Source organism: Nocardioides sp. NPDC004968 (genome assembly GCF_040608935.1).
Lineage (GTDB): Bacteria > Actinomycetota > Actinomycetes > Propionibacteriales > Nocardioidaceae > Nocardioides.
In genome coordinates, this window is the sequence record NZ_JBEXJF010000008.1 from 70960 (window position 1) to 85843 (window position 14884).

Genomic DNA, 14884 nt, shown 5'->3' on the forward strand with positions numbered 1-14884 from the left:
GCGGCGAGGGCCTTCGTGAGACCCTTGTCTTCACGACGATAACGAAGTTATTGTGATGTCACAACCCCGAGGAGCCGCCATGAACAGCACCATCCATCCCCCGCTGGACCATGACTGGGTCGTCGTCGGGTCGGGCTTCGGCGGCAGCGTCGCCGCCCTGCGCCTGGCCGAGAAGGGCCACCGGGTCGCGGTCCTCGAGCGCGGCCGTGCGTACGCCGACGACGAGCTGCCCGCGTCGGCATCCGATCGCCGCCGCTTCGTCTGGGCGCCGAAGGTCGGGCTGCGCGGGATCATGCGCAACGTGCTCTTCCGCCACGTGTTCAGCTCCACCCAGATCGGGGTCGGCGGCGGGAGCCTCGTGTACGGCGGCGTCCTGTTCCGCCCGCACGAGGACTTCTTCTCCGACCCTCAGTGGCCGGGGCCGGCCCGCTGGGAGGAGGTCCTCGAGCCTCACTACGTCACGGCGGAGCGGATGCTCGGCGCAAGCACGACCCCGTGGGAGTCGGTGACGAGCGGGTTGACCCGCGAGGTCGCCGACCGGTTCGGCGGCAGCTTCTCGGCGGCGCCGGTCGGCGTCTTCTTCGGCGAGCCGGGCGTCACGGTGCCAGATCCCTACTTCGGCGGCGAGGGCCCGGACCGCACCGGCTGCACCCGCTGCGGGCAGTGCATGACCGGATGCCGGGTCGGTGCCGCCAACCGGCTCACCAAGAACTACCTCTGGTTCGCCGAGAAGCACGGCGCCCAGGTCTTCGCGGAGCGCGAGGTGGTCGACGTGACTCCGCTCGGGGCGGCCGATGGGAGCGACGGCTATCGGATCACCACCCGCGGTTCCGGAGGCCGGGGCGGCCGCCGCACAAGCATCACCACGCGTGGGGTCGTTTTCGCCGCCGGCACGGTGGGCACCAACGCGCTCCTCGCGGACTGCAAGCACCGTGGAGCACTTCCCGCGCTCAGTGACCGCCTCGGCCACCTCGCGCGTACGAACAGCGAGGCCGTGCTCTCCGTCCTGCTCCCCGAGGACGTCGGCACCTGGCGCGACGTCACCGCGAGCAGCCGGGTGGTCCTCGACGGCGACACCCAGATCGAGTTTCTCACCTACGGGCCGCGAGGCGACTTCATGCGCCTGATGTTCACGATCCTGGTGGGCGAGGGCCGGGGCGTACGGCGCCTGTCAGCCTGGCTCCGCACCGTGGTGCGCCACCCACGCCGCTGGTTCTCGACGATGCGATCGGGCTGGTCGGCACGCACCCTGATGATGCTGGTCATGCAGCCGCGAGACAACGCGATCCGGTTCGTCGCGAGGAGGCGACTCCTGGGTCGGGGATATCGGCTCGCCACCGAACGTGACCGCGAACGGCCGGCCCCGACGTACATCGACGCAGGCCACCGGGTCGCGAAGTGGCTGGCCCAACGCACCGGAGGCGTCGCGCAGAGCAGCGTCTTCGAGGTGTTCGGCAACCGGCCGATGACCGCCCACGTGCTCGGCGGCGCCGTGGTCGGCGCGAGCCCGGCGACCGGAGTCGTCGACGCCGACCTTCAGGTGTTCGGCTACCGGAACATGGTCGTCTGCGACGCCGCCGCCCTGCCGGCCAACCCCGGTGTCAACCCAGCGCTGACGATCACGGCGCTGGCCGAGCACGCCATGTCGCACATCCCCGACGCCGGTTTGGGACGATGACGGCCATGTCGAGGAATTCCACGGTGACGGACGGCCCCTCCAACGGGATCCCGGAGCGACTGATCGCCGCCGCCGTCACGATGCTCGCCGAGGAGGGCCCCTCTGCCATCAAGGCCAGGACGGTCGCCGCGAAGGCCGGCATGTCGAGCATGGTCGTCTACAACTACTTCGGCGGCGTCCCGGAGCTGCTCGGTGCCGTGGTGGACCACGGCTTCGACCAGCTGGGCGAGGCGTTCGCTCAGGTCGGTGCCAGCGAGGACGCCATCGCCGACCTGTTCACAATGGCGCTGACCACGCTCTCCTACGCACAGGCCAACCCACACCTGTACGACGCGATGTTCGGCCTCTCCACCCGGGCCACCTACCGGCCCACCCCGGCCAAGGGCGAACGGCGAGCCGGCCACTCCCCCGCGTTCAACGCCGCCTACGCCCACGTGGTCGAGGCGGCCACGCGGCTGAGCACCAACGGCGACCTCACCATCGAGAATCCGAGAGCGGCCGCCGGGGCGATGTGGAGCTACGTCCACGGCTACATCACCCTCGACCTGGCCAACCACTTCGTCGAGTTCGCCGACCCGGTGCGCGAGGTGCTGGTCCCGATGGGCGTCACGTTCTGCGTGGGACTCGGGGCCGACCCCGCCTCCGCCCTCGCCTCGCACGAGACCGCACTCGGCCGCGCCTGGCACCCAGGCCCCGGATCCGCAGGATCCGTCAGCCTCCGTTGAGCGCTTCGTCCAGCGCCGCGATCTGGGCCTTGACGAAGGCTCGGGAGACGGGAGGCTTGGCTTCGATGGAGTCGAAGTTGTGGTACGCGCCCGGGACCACGTGCAGCGTGCAGTCGACTCCGGCCTCCTGCAGGCGCCGGGCGTAGGCGACGTCCTCGTCGTGGAAGAGATCGTTGGTACCGACGCCGATCCATGCGGGCGGCAGCCCGGAGAGGTCTTCGTAGCGGGCCGGCGCGGCCAGCGGGGAGACCTCGCCGCCCGATGCGCCGAGGTAGGCACTCCAGCCGAACCGGTTGCTGGCCGGGCTCCAGATGCGTAGGCGCCGCGGGTCGATGTCGGTGCGGGTCGTGGTCCTGTCGTCGAGCATCGGGTAGGACATCAGCTGCAGGACCGGACGGATCTCGCCGCGTTCCTGCGCCAGCAGCGTCAGTGCGGCGGCCAGGCCGCCGCCGGCGCTCTGCCCACCGATGGCGGTGCGTGCCGGGTCGATGTCGGGCTGGCGGGCGAGCCACTGCAGCGCGGTGTAGCAGTCCTCCAGCGGGGTCGGGAACGGGTGCTCGGGAGCGAGCCGGTATTCGACCGAGACGACGACGATGCCCAGCTCGTCGGCGACCCGGCGGCAGAAAGCCCGGTCCTGCCCTGCGTCGCCGAGCACCATTCCGCCGCCATGGATCCACAGCAGCGCCGGCGTCCGGGGCCGAGCCGTTGCCGGCCGGAAGACATGCACCGACACGTTGTCGTCCACGGCGACGACCTGCGCGTCGGGCCGCCGGGCACGAGCGGAGAGCTTGGTGAGGCGACGGAGCGTCGGCAACGTACGAGCCGTGATGATCGTGCGCGGAAGGAACCGCGCGACCCGAAGCTGCGGATGGAAGGGCTGCTCGCGGGTCATCGGCCGACCTCGGCGTCCAGCAGGGACAACGCATTACGGAGACCCTGCTCGAGGAGGTCGTCGGACAGCTGCCGGTCGGCCAGCGCGCGAGAGAGCTGGAGCGTCCCGGCCATCAGGCCGAGGAGGCTCAGCGCCTTCACCCGTGCCGAGGGCGGGTCGTCGGGTGCCATCCGGGCAGCGAGGCCGTCGATGACGACCAGCACGCCTTCGGTGTACGCCTGCCTGGTCGCCTCATGGCTGCGCGCGATCTCGTCGAGGAGGGCGGCGTTGGGGCAGCCGTCGACCGGGTTGTCCCGATGCTCGGCCGACAGGTACCAGCGCACGATCTGCTCCAGGCCGGCCCGGCCCGGCTCCGCCTGCTCGACGATGTTGGCGTGCAGCGTGTGCAGCTGGTCGGTGATCGCCTCCGCGACAAGGCTGTCCTTGGACTCGAAGTGGCGGTAGAACGCGCCGTTGGTCAGGCCCGCGTCCTTCATCAGCGTCGCGACCCCGGAGCCGTCGATGCCGTCACGCTTGAGCCGTCGACCGGCGGTCGCGATGATCCGCTGCCGGGTCTCCTGCTTGTGTTCCTCCGTGTAGCGCACCATCGGTCAGCTCGGCATCCGGTTGAACCGGCGGATGACGCGGTCGAAGCTGCGCGCCGGGGCGATGCGGTGCACCGCGTTGATGGTCCGGGCGGTCGAGCCGGCCGTACGCCGCAGCTTCGGGTTGCGGTCGGTGGCCGCCCCGACGATCACCTTGGCGACGACCGCGGGGTCGTCGCCGCTGCTGAGGTTCTTCGTGATCAGCTCGTCGTAGTTGCGCCGTCCCGCCGCGTAGAGCGGCATCGGGGTGTCGGCCTCGACGCTGTGGCCCGCGAACGGGGTGTTGATCGGGCCGGGCTCGACGAGCAGCACCCGGACGCCGTACTCGCGCACCTCGTGGTCCAGCGACTGGGAGTAGCCCTCGACCGCGTGCTTGGTCGCCACGTAGACGGTCATGAACGGGCTGGGGACGAATCCGCTGAGGGAGGAGACGTTGATGATGCGCCCGCTGCGCTGAACGCGCATGTGGGGCAGGACCGCCTTGGTCATCCGCATGACTCCGTAGACGTTGATGTCGAAGATGTCCTGCGTCTGGCCGATTGAGAACTCCTCGCCCGCACCGGTCGACCCGACGCCGGCGTTGTTGACGAGGACGTCGATGCGCCCGAACCGCTCGAGGACCTGCTCCACCGCCGAGGCGACCGACTCGTCGCTGGTCACGTCGAGGTCGAGGTACGTCACCCCGGCGGGCGCGGTGAGTCGCGCGGTGTTGCGGCTGGTGCCGATCACTCGGAAGCCCGCCGCGACCAGCGCGATCGCTGTGGCCTTGCCGATGCCTGAGGATGCGCCCGTCACGAGCGCGACCTGCGGAGTTGTTTTCATCATGGGTTCCTGACGTTTGGGATTATGTTCATACGACAATAGCACATGGGATGACGATCGTATTCCCAAACATCCGGGCCTGTGCCCGACTGGACGCGCGGCTGACGGCACAATGGCGGTGTGAGCCACGACTACCTGCCCCCTGAGGCCCTCGAGCGTCCTGCTGGTCGGCGCAAGGTCGACGAGCAGCGTCGCTCTGATCTCCTGGCGCAGATCGAGGCGATCCTGCTCGAGGAGGGCTTCGCCAAGCTCAGCATGGACGAGTTGGCCACGCGGCTGCGTTGCTCCAAGTCGACGCTGTACGGCGTCGGCGGCTCGAAGAACGACTTGGTCTCGCTGGTGGTCAAGCGGTTCTTCGAGTCAGCGACGGCGCGGATCGAGGAGGAGACCGCGGCCGAGAGCGACCACCGCCGCAAGATCAAGGTCTATCTCCACGGCGTCGGCCGGGAGATGGGGCGTCACTCGGCCGCGTTCTACGACGATATGGTCACCTACCGCGCAGCGGCCGACATCTACGCCCTGAACTCCGCCGCCGCCGCACGCCGGGTGCACGAGATGATCGACGACGGCGTACGGGCCGGCCAGTTCCGCGGCGTCGACGCGGCCCTGGCCTCCGAGCTCGTGGTGCTCGCGATCGATGGAGTCCGCTCGGGGCGCCTGCTGCGACGGACCGGCCTGACCGCCGGCCAGGCGTTCGCCGAGATCGGCGACATCCTCCTGGACGGACTGCAGTACCAGTCGAAGTAGCCCTGTGCGCCTGCCTCACGGCAGGCGCACAAGGACCGTGGTCAGCGCTCGATGATCGGCAGCACCAGGCGGCTGGGCCGGGCGCCACCATGGTGGACGGTGTTGTCCGCGACCACCATGTCCTCCAGCACCTCTGAGGAGATCACGCCACCGGTGTTGGAGTTGCGGTCGTAGTGGGGGAAGTTGCTGCTGGAGACGTCCAGTCGGATCCGGTGACCGGGGAGGAACACGTTGGAGGTCACCGACATCGGCACGGTCACCTCGTAGACCTCGCCGGGCTCCATGAGCTCGGGCTGGGAGAGGCTGTTGCGGTAGCGCAACCGCAGGATGCCGTCGCACAGGTTGATGGCACGGCCGTCGGGGAAGACGTCGACGAGCTTGGCGGTGATGTCGGTGTCCACCGCGGTGGAGGAGACGAACACCTTGAGCTCGACGAACCCGGTGACCTCGACCGGCTCGGTCAGGACCGGGCCGGTGTAGCAGAGGACGTCGTCGCGACCGTCGACGGCGATCTGGTCGACCGGTCCGATCAGTCCTGGCAGTGCTGGGAGCAAGGCACCGCCCGCGGTCGGAACCGGGTCGCGCGGGTTGTAGCGGAACTCGTCAATCCCCTCGGCTGCTGGTGCCTCTCGGGTGAGGGTGCCGTCGCCGTTCCGGGTGTTCGCCGACCCGTCGCTGTGCAGGTGGTAGTCGACGTACTGGGTGTCGGGCAGCGGGAAGTCCTCCTCGTCGCGCCACTGGTCGATGCCCATCACGAACAGACGTACCCGCGGCGCCGGAGTTTCGGGTGCATGCCCTCGCAGCGTCTGGTCGAAGAAGGCGACATGCAGCTCGCTGAGGTCGCCGGCACCGGTGAGACCGAAGAAGCGGTCGGGGTACTGTCCGGTCAAGCTGATGTGGTCCCACGGGCCAACCACCAACCGGGACTCGTCGCGGGCTCGGGGCGAGCCACCCTCGGTGCGGACGCGTACGTAGTCGGCCACGCTTTCGGCGACGTAGAGGTCGTACCAACCAGCGACGTTGAGCGTCGGGACCGTCACCGAACCGCCCAGACCGGACCAGTCCTGGGCTGCCCAGTACTCGTCGTGGTCGGGGTGAGCGAGCCAGTCGTCGAACCAGCGGCCCTTGCCGTGCACCGGCAGGTCGGCGACGGGGGTGGCGTCGTTGAGGGAGAGTGGGTCCATCAGGGCCGCCCCGAGGCGCAACAGCGCCGAGGGGTCGGAGATCTCGCCGCTCTGCAGGGATCGCTGTTCCTCGGCGGCATACATCAGGGCGTTCCACCAGGTCACCAGACTCAGCGACAGAGCGCCGCCCTGCGAGTACCAGAGGCCCGTGTACCAATTCAGTGCCGCATTGGTCGGGGCGATGGCGCCCAGTCCCGGGGTGTCGGTGGTGGCGAGGGCCCATTGGGTCATGCCCGAGTAGGAGGCGCCGTAGGTGCCGACGCTTCCGTCGCTCCAACCCTGCTCGAGGATCCAGGCAACGGTGTCCTGGCCGTCCTCGATCTCGTTGACCTTGGGCGTGAACGACCCCTCGGAGGCGTAGGTGCCCCTGGTGTCCTGCCAGACCACCGCGTAGCCGGCGTTCAAGAGTGCGATCACGGACGGAATCGAGACGTTGGGGCCACCGCCGAGAAGGGCGCCTTCCTTGTTGTAGGGCAAACGCACCAGGAGGGTGGGTGCCTGCCCCTCCAACGGTCGCCAGACGTCGGCGTGCAGGATCACTCCGTCCCGGGTCTTCATCGGGACGTTGCGCTCGTAGACATGCTTCATCGAACTCTCCTTTGAGACTTCATCGAACTACTTGATGTGACCCGAGGGGTAGGGATGGACTGGGTTCTCGTACGCGCACGATCAGTCGGCCGATCGCCCGGCGTTCGTCCATGGCGCGGAGCGCGGAGGCGGTCTCCTCGAGGCTGAAGACCTCGCCGATCGGCGGGTCGATGGCGCCGGACCGGATCAGTGGCATCAGCTCGTCCCACTGCTGGGCGGCGTACTCCGGATTCAGGTGCCAGAACTCCTCGGAGGCCGCGCCCATGACGGTGGTGTTGGTGAGCAGGAGCCGGTTCACCTTGACGGTCGGGATCTCGCGACCGGTGAAGCCGATCACGATCAGACGTCCCTCAGGCGCGAGCGTGCGCAGCGAGTCGGTGAAGCGGTCTCCGCCCACGGGATCGACGACGACGTCGACGCCTCGGCCATCGGTGAGCCGTGAGACCTCGTCGCGAAACCCCGCGGCCAGAACCACCTCGTGCGCACCTACGGCACGCGCGACCTCCCCCTTTTCCGGCGTCGAGACGACCGCGATCACCCGAGCGCCGTACGCAGCGGCCAGCTGGCACGCTGCCGTACCCACGCCACCGGCGGCTCCTTGCACCAGGACGGTCTCGCCGGCGAGGAGGCGGGCACGACGCATGAGCGCGAAGTGGCCGGTCAGGTAGTTCAGCGGCAGTGCCGCGCCCTTGTCGAACCCGACGTCGTCGGGCAGAGGGAAGACCATCTCCGAGCTCACCGCGACGGTCTCGGCGAAGCCTCCGATGACCGGCATCGCAGCGACCCTGTCGCCGGCGCGGAACCCGCCGGAGTCCTCGCGGACCACGCCGGCGACCTCCCAGCCCGGTGTGAACGGCAGCTCCGGACGCAGCTGGTATCCGCCGCGGGTCTGCAGGACGTCGGGGAAGACCACGCCTGCGGAGTGGACGTCGATCCGCACCTGCCCTGCCGCCGGTTCCGGTTCGGGCTCGTCACGGATCACGACGCCGTCAGGGCCGTTGAGGGCGGTGATGATTGCTGCTCGCACGGGAGCCTCCTCGGGATCGGGATGTGGGGTTCATTCGCCCGAGGTCCTAGGCACCCGCAGGATCAGCGCGTCTCCTTGGCCACCGCCGCCGCACAGTGCGGCCGCTCCGAGGCCGCCGCCGCGGCGTCGGAGCTCGAGGGCGAGATGGAGCACGATGCGGGTGCCGGAGCAGCCGAGCGGGTGGCCGATCGCGATCGCGCCGCCGTTGACGTTGACCTTCTCCTCCGGGAGGCCGAGGGCACGCATGGACTCGATGCCGACGGCGGCGAAGGCCTCGTTGAACTCGACGAGGTCGAGTTCGGCGGCGGTGATGCCCTCCTTGTCCAGGGCCTTGGCGGTGGCGTTGGCCGGTTGCAGCTGGAGGGTGGAGTCGGGGCCGGCGACCATGCCGTGGGCACCGATCTCGGCGAGCCAGTCCAGGCCGAGCTCTTCGGCCTTGGACCTGGCCATCACGACGACGGCGGCGGCACCGTCGGAGATCGGTGAGGCCGATCCCGCGGTGATCGTTCCGGTGCGGGAGAAGGACGGACGGAGCTTGGCGAGCGTCTCGGTCGTGGTGTCCTCGCGTACGCCTTCGTCGGCGGTCACGACGACCGGGTCGCCCTTCCGCTGCGCGATGGCGACGGGGACGATCTCGTCGTCGAAGAGGCCGTTCTTCCGTGCCGTGGCGGCGCGTTGGTGGGAGCGGGCGGCGAAGGCGTCCTGCTCTGCTCGGGTGACGGCCAGCTCGCGATCGGCGTTGACGGCTTCGGTCAGGGCGCCCATCGCCTGCGCGGTGGCCTGGTCGTAGAGCCCGTCGTAGGCCATGTGGTCGACGAGGGTCATGTCGCCGAACTTGCTGCCTTCTCTGCTTCCTGGCAGCAGCCGCGGAGCGTTGGTCATCGACTCCATGCCGCCGGCGACGATGATCTCGGCCTCGCCGGCGCGGATCATCTGGTCGGCGGTCGCGATGGCGTTGAGGCCAGAGAGGCAGACCTTGTTGATCGTGATCGAGGGGACGTTGCCCGGGATCCCGGCGTTGAGTCCGGCGGTTCGCGCCGGGTTCTGGCCGGCGCCGGCCTGGAGTACGTGGCCCATGATCAGGTAGTCGACCTGCTCCGGCGCGACGCCTGACTTCTCCAGGGCGCCCTTGATGGCGATGGCGCCGAGGTCGGTGGCGGTGAGGGTTCGCAGGCCGCCGAGGAGCTTCCCGATCGGCGTACGGGCGCCGGCGACGATGACGGTGGACTCGGTTGGCGTTTGGCGGTCGTTCATCGGATCGAGGATCCGATCCCGATGCCGCCGTCGACGTCGAGCACGACGCCGGTGATGTAGCGGGCCTCCGGCGATCCCAGGAAGGCAGCGGCCGCGGCGATGTCCTCGGGCTCGCCCGGGTGCTTGACCGGGACCTTGCCGATCAGCAGCTCACGCGCGGGGCCGTTCATCGAGGCGAGCATCGGGGTCTGGATCAGGCCGGGTGCGATCGCGTTGGCGGTGATCCCGTGCCGGGCGCCCTCGAGGGCGATGGTGCGGGTGAGGCCGACGATGCCGGCCTTGGCCGCGACGTAGTTGGCCTGGCCGAAGTTGCCTCGCCAGCTCATCGAGGAGAACGAGATGATCCGGCCATAGTTCCGGCTCTTCATGTGCGGCATGGCCGCTTGGATGCAGAGGAAGGAGCCGGTCAGGCTCACGTCGATGACCGCGTGCCAGTCCTCGACCGAGATCTTCTCGACGCGGTTGTCGCGGATGATCCCGGCATTGTTGACGAGGACATCGACGCGCCCATCGGCCTCGGCCACACCGTCGATCCAGGCGATGACGGCCGCCGGGTCGGTGACGTCCACGACGTGCGGCACCGGCGGGATCGGCGCGTCCGCGGCGACCTTCCCGGCCGCCTCCTCGACGGCGTCCGCATTGACGTCGGCGAGATGGACGCGGGCGCCTTCGGCGGCGAATCGGTGGACCATCGCCAGGCCGAGCCCCTGGGCTCCGCCGGTGACGAGGACGGTCTGGTCTGTGAACCGGTCAGGCAACGGTTCGCTCCTTCTTGGAGGTCGACCGCGGTGTGGAGCGGCCGAGGAAACGGATGAGGTCGGTGGCCACGTCGGAGCCGTTCCAGTGCTCCTCGAACATGTCGAGCTCCCGCGTCAGCGCCGCCGCGGTCGTGATGGGGTCGTTGACGATGAGTCGCTTGTAGCGGTGCTGGGCGCCGGCGGGCCGGCTCGTCAGGATGGTGGCCATGGTGTGGGCGGACTCGAGCAGTACGTCGGGCGCGACCACCTCGTGCAGCCACCCCGTCCTGCGCGCGAGGTCCTCTGCGGGCACGAGCTCACCCGTCAGGGCCAGCCATGCGGCCGTGCCGGCACCGAGCTTCGGGGGCATCCTCACGCTGGCTCCTCCCCCGGCGATCAGGTTGTTCTTCACATGCCCATCACCGATCCGGGTGCCGGCGGCAGCGATGACCAGGTCGCACGCCAGCGCGATCTCGAGACCCCCGGCGACGGCGAACCCGTGGAGCGCGGCGATGAAGACGATCGGGCTGGCCTCCATCGCGAGCGTGAGGTCGCAGATCTCGCGCAGATGCGGACGAGGCGACTCACCGCTCTGGGCACATTCGAGCAGGTACGCCAGGTCGGCTCCCGCACAGAACCCCGCCCCCGCACCAGTGAGGATCACGACCCGGACCCCGTCGTCCTCCGCCCGGGAGACCTGCTCGGTCAGCGCACTCACCAGGGCCGGGTCCAGGGCGTTGCGGGACTCGGGCCGGTTCAGCGTCCAGGTCTCGACGTCACCGGTCCGAGTCGTCAGAAGGACGTCGGTCACCGGGTGCCACCGACCTCGGCGAGCTGCTTGCGCAGCACCGCGCGCTGCACCTTGCCGCTCGGTGTCTTGGGCAGCTCCGCGACGAACTCGATCTGGCGGGGATAGGCGTGCGCGGCGTACTCCTTCTTCACCCAGTCCTGGAGCTCCTTCACCAACACATCGGAGCCCTCGCCCCCCGGGCTGAGGACGACGTACGCCTTGATGATCTCGCCCCGCATCTCGTCCGGCGCGGCCACGACCGCGCACTCCGCCACGGCCGGGTGCGTGCCCAGTGCGCTCTCGACGTCGAACGGGCCGATCCGGTAACCGGCCATCAGGATCACGTCGTCGTCGCGGGAGGAGAAGTGGATCAGACCGCTGCTGTCGATCGTGATCAGATCGCCGCTGAGGTAGAACTCACCATCGGCACTGAACCGGTCACCGCGATGACCACGATCCTGGCCGTACCCGGTGAAGGTGAAGAACGGACTCTCCGCGATACGCACCGCCAGCCGCCCCACCTCGCCAGGCCCGGCAGGTACGTCCTCATCCAGCCTGAGCGCGGTCAGGGACCACCCGGGGAAGCTGCGACCCATCGCCGCCGGCTCCACCTCGGTGGCGGCGTGGGGGTGGTGGGCGAAGCCGGCGGGCATGCCCAGCTCGGTCTGACCGAAGTGGTCGTGGATCTCCAGCCCCCACTGCTGTTGCGCCCAGGCGAACACATCCGGGGTCAGCGGCTCACCGGCACTGGAAAGACGCTTCAACGCCGGAAGCTCCGCCCGCGTGTTCGCGCCCCGCAGGCCCCGGAAGATCGTGGGCGCCGCCGCCAGGTCGGTGACCTCGTACGTCTCCAGGATCCGCCAGGTGGTCTCGGCATCGAACTTCGCCGTGCTCACGATGTTCGGAACACCCACGCACATCGGCGCGACCACCCCGGCATACAGACCGTAGGCCCAGCCCGGGTCGGCGGCGTTCCAGTAGACCGAGCTCTCATCGACGCCCAGCCCGATCTCGAGATAGGCCTGCCAACCTGCCACGTACGCGAGCGGGTGGATGACCGTCTTCGGCTTGCCCGTCGTGCCCGAGGTGAACATGTGCGTCAGCTCCACCTCGGGTCCGGTGGGCCCCGGCTCCTCCCACAGCGGCGCCGCCGCCACCGCGGCCGCCAGGTTGACGCCTCCCGCAGGAGGCGTGGCTCCCGTGTGGATCCCGGCCACCAGCCGCACACGGTCTTCGGGTAACTTGCTGAACTGGTCGCCGTCGGTGACCACCACGCGTACGCCGCCCTGATCCAGACGGTCGGCGACCGCTGATGCCGCGAAGGCCGTGAACAGCGGCATGTAGACCGCCCCCAGGCGCCAGATGCCCAACATCACTGCGGGAAGATCGACGTCCTTACCCATCAGCGTCGCCACCCGGTCACCGGCGCACACACCGTGCTCGCTCAGCACCGACGCGATCCGCCGAGACCGGTCGGCGAGGTCGCCGTAGGTCAACGACGCATCCGCCAGGTCCGCATCGATGAACTTGAACGCGACCCCATCGCGCGGGTGGCGGTCGCACATCAGCTCGGGCGCACTCGCGGTCGGCGAGGCGAATGCGCGGAGGATCTCTCCGACCCGCTCATCGGGATACGTACTCATGGGTTTCTCTCCTGGGTTGATCGGTACAAAGAGCAGGGGGCGGCCGGGCGCTAGGAGCCCACGACCGGGGTGGCCACGTTGCTTGGTCCGGTCCGCCTGTTACTGGTGAGGCCGAGACCGACAGCGGACAGGAGCACCAGGCACGCCAGGTAGATGAAGTACGAGTCGGCGCGCCCCTGGCCGGCCAACCAGGTCAGCAGGAACGGTGCGGTACCACCGAAGATCGCCGTCGCCAGGTTGTACGGCGCGCCTACTCCCATGGCACGCATCCGGCTCGGGAACAGGTCGGTCATGATCACGGCCAGCACCGAGAAGATGCATGCGGTCAAAGTGAGGAACGCCAGATCGACGGCGAGGCTGACGTACCAGCGCTCGGAGAGCGCCAGACTCAGCGGGTAGATCGCAACGCCGCCACCGATAGCGAACACGAAACCCAGCGGACGCCGGCCGATGCGGTCGGAGAGCATCCCGAATGTCGGGAGAAGCACCATGAAGATGACCAGGGCGACCGTGTGCAGGCCGAAGGTCGTCGCCGGTGCCAGCCCGACGGAGTTGATCAGGTGGGTCGGCATGTAGCTGACGAACGTGTAGAAGGCAGTGGCCGCTCCCGCCATCAGCAGGATCACCCGCAGCGTCTCCCGGGGAAACTCCGAGAGTAGGGTGCCGAGCCCGGCGGGTCGTGCCGCGGCGGTGCCGTCGACGACGGCATCGCTCGTCTCGACCATGGCGCGCCGGACCCACAGGGAGAGCAGCCCGGCCGCACCGCCGACCAGGAACGGGATCCGCCATCCCCACTCCCCCATCGCCTCCGCGGCGAGGAGCCGGGTGAGCACGAAGCCGGTGAGGCTCGCCAGGACCATGCCCAGCACGACGGTCGTGTACCACAGGCTGCTGTAGAGACCCTTGCGATGCTCCGGCGCGATCTCCGACAGGTACGCCATCGCCCCACCGGCCTCACCACCGGCGGCAAAGCCCTGCAGCATCCGGGCCAGCACCAGCACGATCGGAGCCACGATCCCCACCGAGGCGTACGTCGGCGAGATGCCGATCACGAAAGCCGGCACGGTCATCAGAACGATGGTGAGAAGCAGGGCCTTACGCCGCCCCTGCCGGTCGGCGTAAGCGCCGATCAGCCAACCCCCGAGCGGACGGACGAAGAATCCGACAGCGAACACGGCGAACGTCGACAGCAGCGAAGCCGTGGGATCAGCGGACGGGAAGAACAGCGGCGAGAAGTAGACGGCGAACGTCGCGTAGATGGTGAAGTCGAACCACTCGACGATGTTGCCCACGGCGGCTGCCAGCAACGGCCGCAGGCGGGACCGCGACCCGGTCACAAGGGGGGATGTTGCCGACACAGCGCACTCCTGGGTACGAATGAGGAAACTTACGTACCGTGACTGTAGTCACAACATCTCAGAGATGGAAGGGGTACGCAGGGACCAATTTTCGTACCCGTCGGAATATTTACGTTCCCCAGCGCCGCGCCTCGGGCAGCTGCGGGTAAGGCGGTTTGTCGATGCCCAGCACTCCGGTGCAGGCCAGCGGCCGGGCCTGAAGGAAGACACCGACGCGATGGGTCTTCTGCTTCAGCGCATGGCTCATGGCGCTGGCATGGCCGCCCTTCTTGTAGGCGAAGTCCCGGGCCAGGGCGTAGGTCTTCCAGAGGCTGATCGAGGTGTGCTCGTACGGCAGCTGAGCCGAGATGTCGATGCTGCCGCGGTGACCGGGGTGGTGCGCGGCTCGGCTGGCCGCGTGCAGGTTGTTGCGCATGAACTCGAGCAGCCGGCCACGCCGGAGGATGCCGTGGACGATGGCCACCATGGGCTCGCCGTCGACGAGCGGCTCGGCCCCGTCGGCACTGGGCTTCCAGCCGTGCCAATGGTCGTGTTCGGACTCGGAGTCGATCCTCACCCGCACGATCTCGCTGTCGAGGCTGAACCGTCCAGGGCCGTCGATGGCACGCCGCAGCGGACCGGCGAAGGCGGCCTCGGCCGCCTCCGCCGATTCCCACGCGGCGACGAGCGCACAGCCGCCCGGAAGGAGGTTCGGGGCGAGGGAGTGGGTGCCGTTGTTGGCATAGTTCACCGTCACGCCATGCAGGCCGTCGATACCGGCGTCGATCGTGCGCCTGAGGTCGCGCCGCCACCCGATCCGCCCGCCGGGCGGCCGATGGAAGGCGTCGACGGTCAGGAAGTCCGGTCGGCTCATCG

General features: G+C 69.0%; 14 protein-coding genes. 3 read left to right on the plus strand and 11 right to left on the minus strand.

The genetic code is table 11. From position 1 onward, the window contains the following. The first annotated feature begins 79 nt into the window (after positions 1–79). Positions 80–1678 (plus strand): GMC family oxidoreductase, encoded by a 1599-nt coding sequence (locus ABZU72_RS11195; protein ID WP_355018930.1) that lies wholly within the window; start codon positions 80–82, stop codon positions 1676–1678. A 23-nt stretch (positions 1679–1701) separates the two neighbouring features. Next, positions 1702–2403 (plus strand): TetR/AcrR family transcriptional regulator, encoded by a 702-nt coding sequence (locus ABZU72_RS11200; RefSeq protein WP_355018931.1) that lies wholly within the window; start codon positions 1702–1704, stop codon positions 2401–2403. Here ABZU72_RS11200 and ABZU72_RS11205 read toward each other — a convergent pair. Genes ABZU72_RS11205 through ABZU72_RS11215 form a run of 3 tightly spaced genes read right to left on the minus strand, consistent with a single transcriptional unit; the run spans position 2390 to position 4701 of the window. Further along, a complete protein-coding gene (locus ABZU72_RS11205) occupies positions 2390–3295 on the minus strand; it encodes an alpha/beta hydrolase (protein WP_355018932.1) in 906 nt (301 codons plus the stop codon). The two genes, ABZU72_RS11200 and ABZU72_RS11205, sit on opposite strands and share 14 nt — an antisense overlap. Further along, positions 3292–3882, minus strand: a complete 591-nt coding sequence (locus tag ABZU72_RS11210; protein WP_355018933.1) for a TetR/AcrR family transcriptional regulator — start codon at positions 3880–3882, stop codon at positions 3292–3294. Before ABZU72_RS11210 ends, ABZU72_RS11205 begins: the two co-directional genes overlap by 4 nt. A gap of 3 nt (positions 3883–3885) precedes the next feature. Further along, positions 3886–4701: an oxidoreductase gene (locus tag ABZU72_RS11215; RefSeq protein ID WP_355018934.1), complete on the minus strand. Its 816-nt coding sequence runs from the start codon at positions 4699–4701 to the stop codon at positions 3886–3888. A gap of 120 nt (positions 4702–4821) precedes the next feature. Here ABZU72_RS11215 and ABZU72_RS11220 point away from each other — a divergent pair, with 120 nt between their 5' ends. Next, on the plus strand, positions 4822–5448 hold the full coding sequence (locus tag ABZU72_RS11220; RefSeq protein WP_355018935.1) for a hypothetical protein: 627 nt from the start codon (positions 4822–4824) through the stop codon (positions 5446–5448). A gap of 41 nt (positions 5449–5489) precedes the next feature. Here ABZU72_RS11220 and ABZU72_RS11225 read toward each other — a convergent pair whose 3' ends face one another. The 8 genes from ABZU72_RS11225 to ABZU72_RS11260 form a co-directional block, all read right to left on the minus strand. Further along, the gene (locus ABZU72_RS11225) at positions 5490–7220 is read right to left on the minus strand and encodes a CocE/NonD family hydrolase (RefSeq protein ID WP_355018936.1); all 1731 of its coding nucleotides are present in this window, start codon (positions 7218–7220) and stop codon (positions 5490–5492) included. A 19-nt stretch (positions 7221–7239) separates the two neighbouring features. Next, the gene (locus tag ABZU72_RS11230; protein ID WP_355018937.1) at positions 7240–8247 is read right to left on the minus strand and encodes an NADPH:quinone oxidoreductase family protein; all 1008 of its coding nucleotides are present in this window, start codon (positions 8245–8247) and stop codon (positions 7240–7242) included. Positions 8248–8277: 30 nt separating this feature from the next. After that, a complete protein-coding gene (locus ABZU72_RS11235; protein ID WP_355018938.1) occupies positions 8278–9501 on the minus strand; it encodes an acetyl-CoA C-acetyltransferase in 1224 nt (407 codons plus the stop codon). Next, positions 9498–10259 carry an SDR family NAD(P)-dependent oxidoreductase gene (locus ABZU72_RS11240; RefSeq protein ID WP_355018939.1) on the minus strand — a complete coding sequence of 254 codons (762 nt, stop codon included), beginning with the start codon at positions 10257–10259 and terminating at the stop codon, positions 9498–9500. The genes ABZU72_RS11235 and ABZU72_RS11240 overlap by 4 nt, the downstream gene beginning before the upstream one ends. Next, a complete protein-coding gene (locus ABZU72_RS11245; RefSeq protein WP_355018940.1) occupies positions 10252–11049 on the minus strand; it encodes an enoyl-CoA hydratase/isomerase family protein in 798 nt (265 codons plus the stop codon). The genes ABZU72_RS11240 and ABZU72_RS11245 overlap by 8 nt, the downstream gene beginning before the upstream one ends. Then, entirely contained in the window at positions 11046–12671 is a 1626-nt protein-coding gene (locus ABZU72_RS11250) for an AMP-binding protein (RefSeq protein WP_355018941.1), read from the minus strand. Before ABZU72_RS11250 ends, ABZU72_RS11245 begins: the two co-directional genes overlap by 4 nt. A 50-nt stretch (positions 12672–12721) precedes the next feature. Then, entirely contained in the window at positions 12722–14029 is a 1308-nt protein-coding gene (locus ABZU72_RS11255) for an MFS transporter (protein WP_355018942.1), read from the minus strand. 109 nt (positions 14030–14138) lie between these two features. Next, positions 14139–14882: a hypothetical protein gene (locus ABZU72_RS11260; protein ID WP_355018943.1), complete on the minus strand. Its 744-nt coding sequence runs from the start codon at positions 14880–14882 to the stop codon at positions 14139–14141. Positions 14883–14884: the final 2 nt, after the last annotated feature.

Bases quoted from the DNA above. Each gene is read 5' to 3' on its own strand.
- ABZU72_RS11215 (WP_355018934.1), bottom strand. From the start codon at position 4,701: ATGAAAACAACTCCGCAGGTCGCGCTCGTGACGGGCGCATCCTCAGGC.
- ABZU72_RS11260 (WP_355018943.1), bottom strand. From the start codon at position 14,882: ATGAGCCGACCGGACTTCCTGACCGTCGACGCCTTCCATCGGCCGCCC.
- ABZU72_RS11250 (WP_355018941.1), bottom strand. From the start codon at position 12,671: ATGAGTACGTATCCCGATGAGCGGGTCGGAGAGATCCTCCGCGCATTC.
- ABZU72_RS11195 (WP_355018930.1), top strand. From the start codon at position 80: ATGAACAGCACCATCCATCCCCCGCTGGACCATGACTGGGTCGTCGTC.
- ABZU72_RS11210 (WP_355018933.1), bottom strand. From the start codon at position 3,882: ATGGTGCGCTACACGGAGGAACACAAGCAGGAGACCCGGCAGCGGATC.
- ABZU72_RS11235 (WP_355018938.1), bottom strand. From the start codon at position 9,501: ATGAACGACCGCCAAACGCCAACCGAGTCCACCGTCATCGTCGCCGGC.
- ABZU72_RS11205 (WP_355018932.1), bottom strand. From the start codon at position 3,295: ATGACCCGCGAGCAGCCCTTCCATCCGCAGCTTCGGGTCGCGCGGTTC.
- ABZU72_RS11225 (WP_355018936.1), bottom strand. From the start codon at position 7,220: ATGAAGCATGTCTACGAGCGCAACGTCCCGATGAAGACCCGGGACGGA.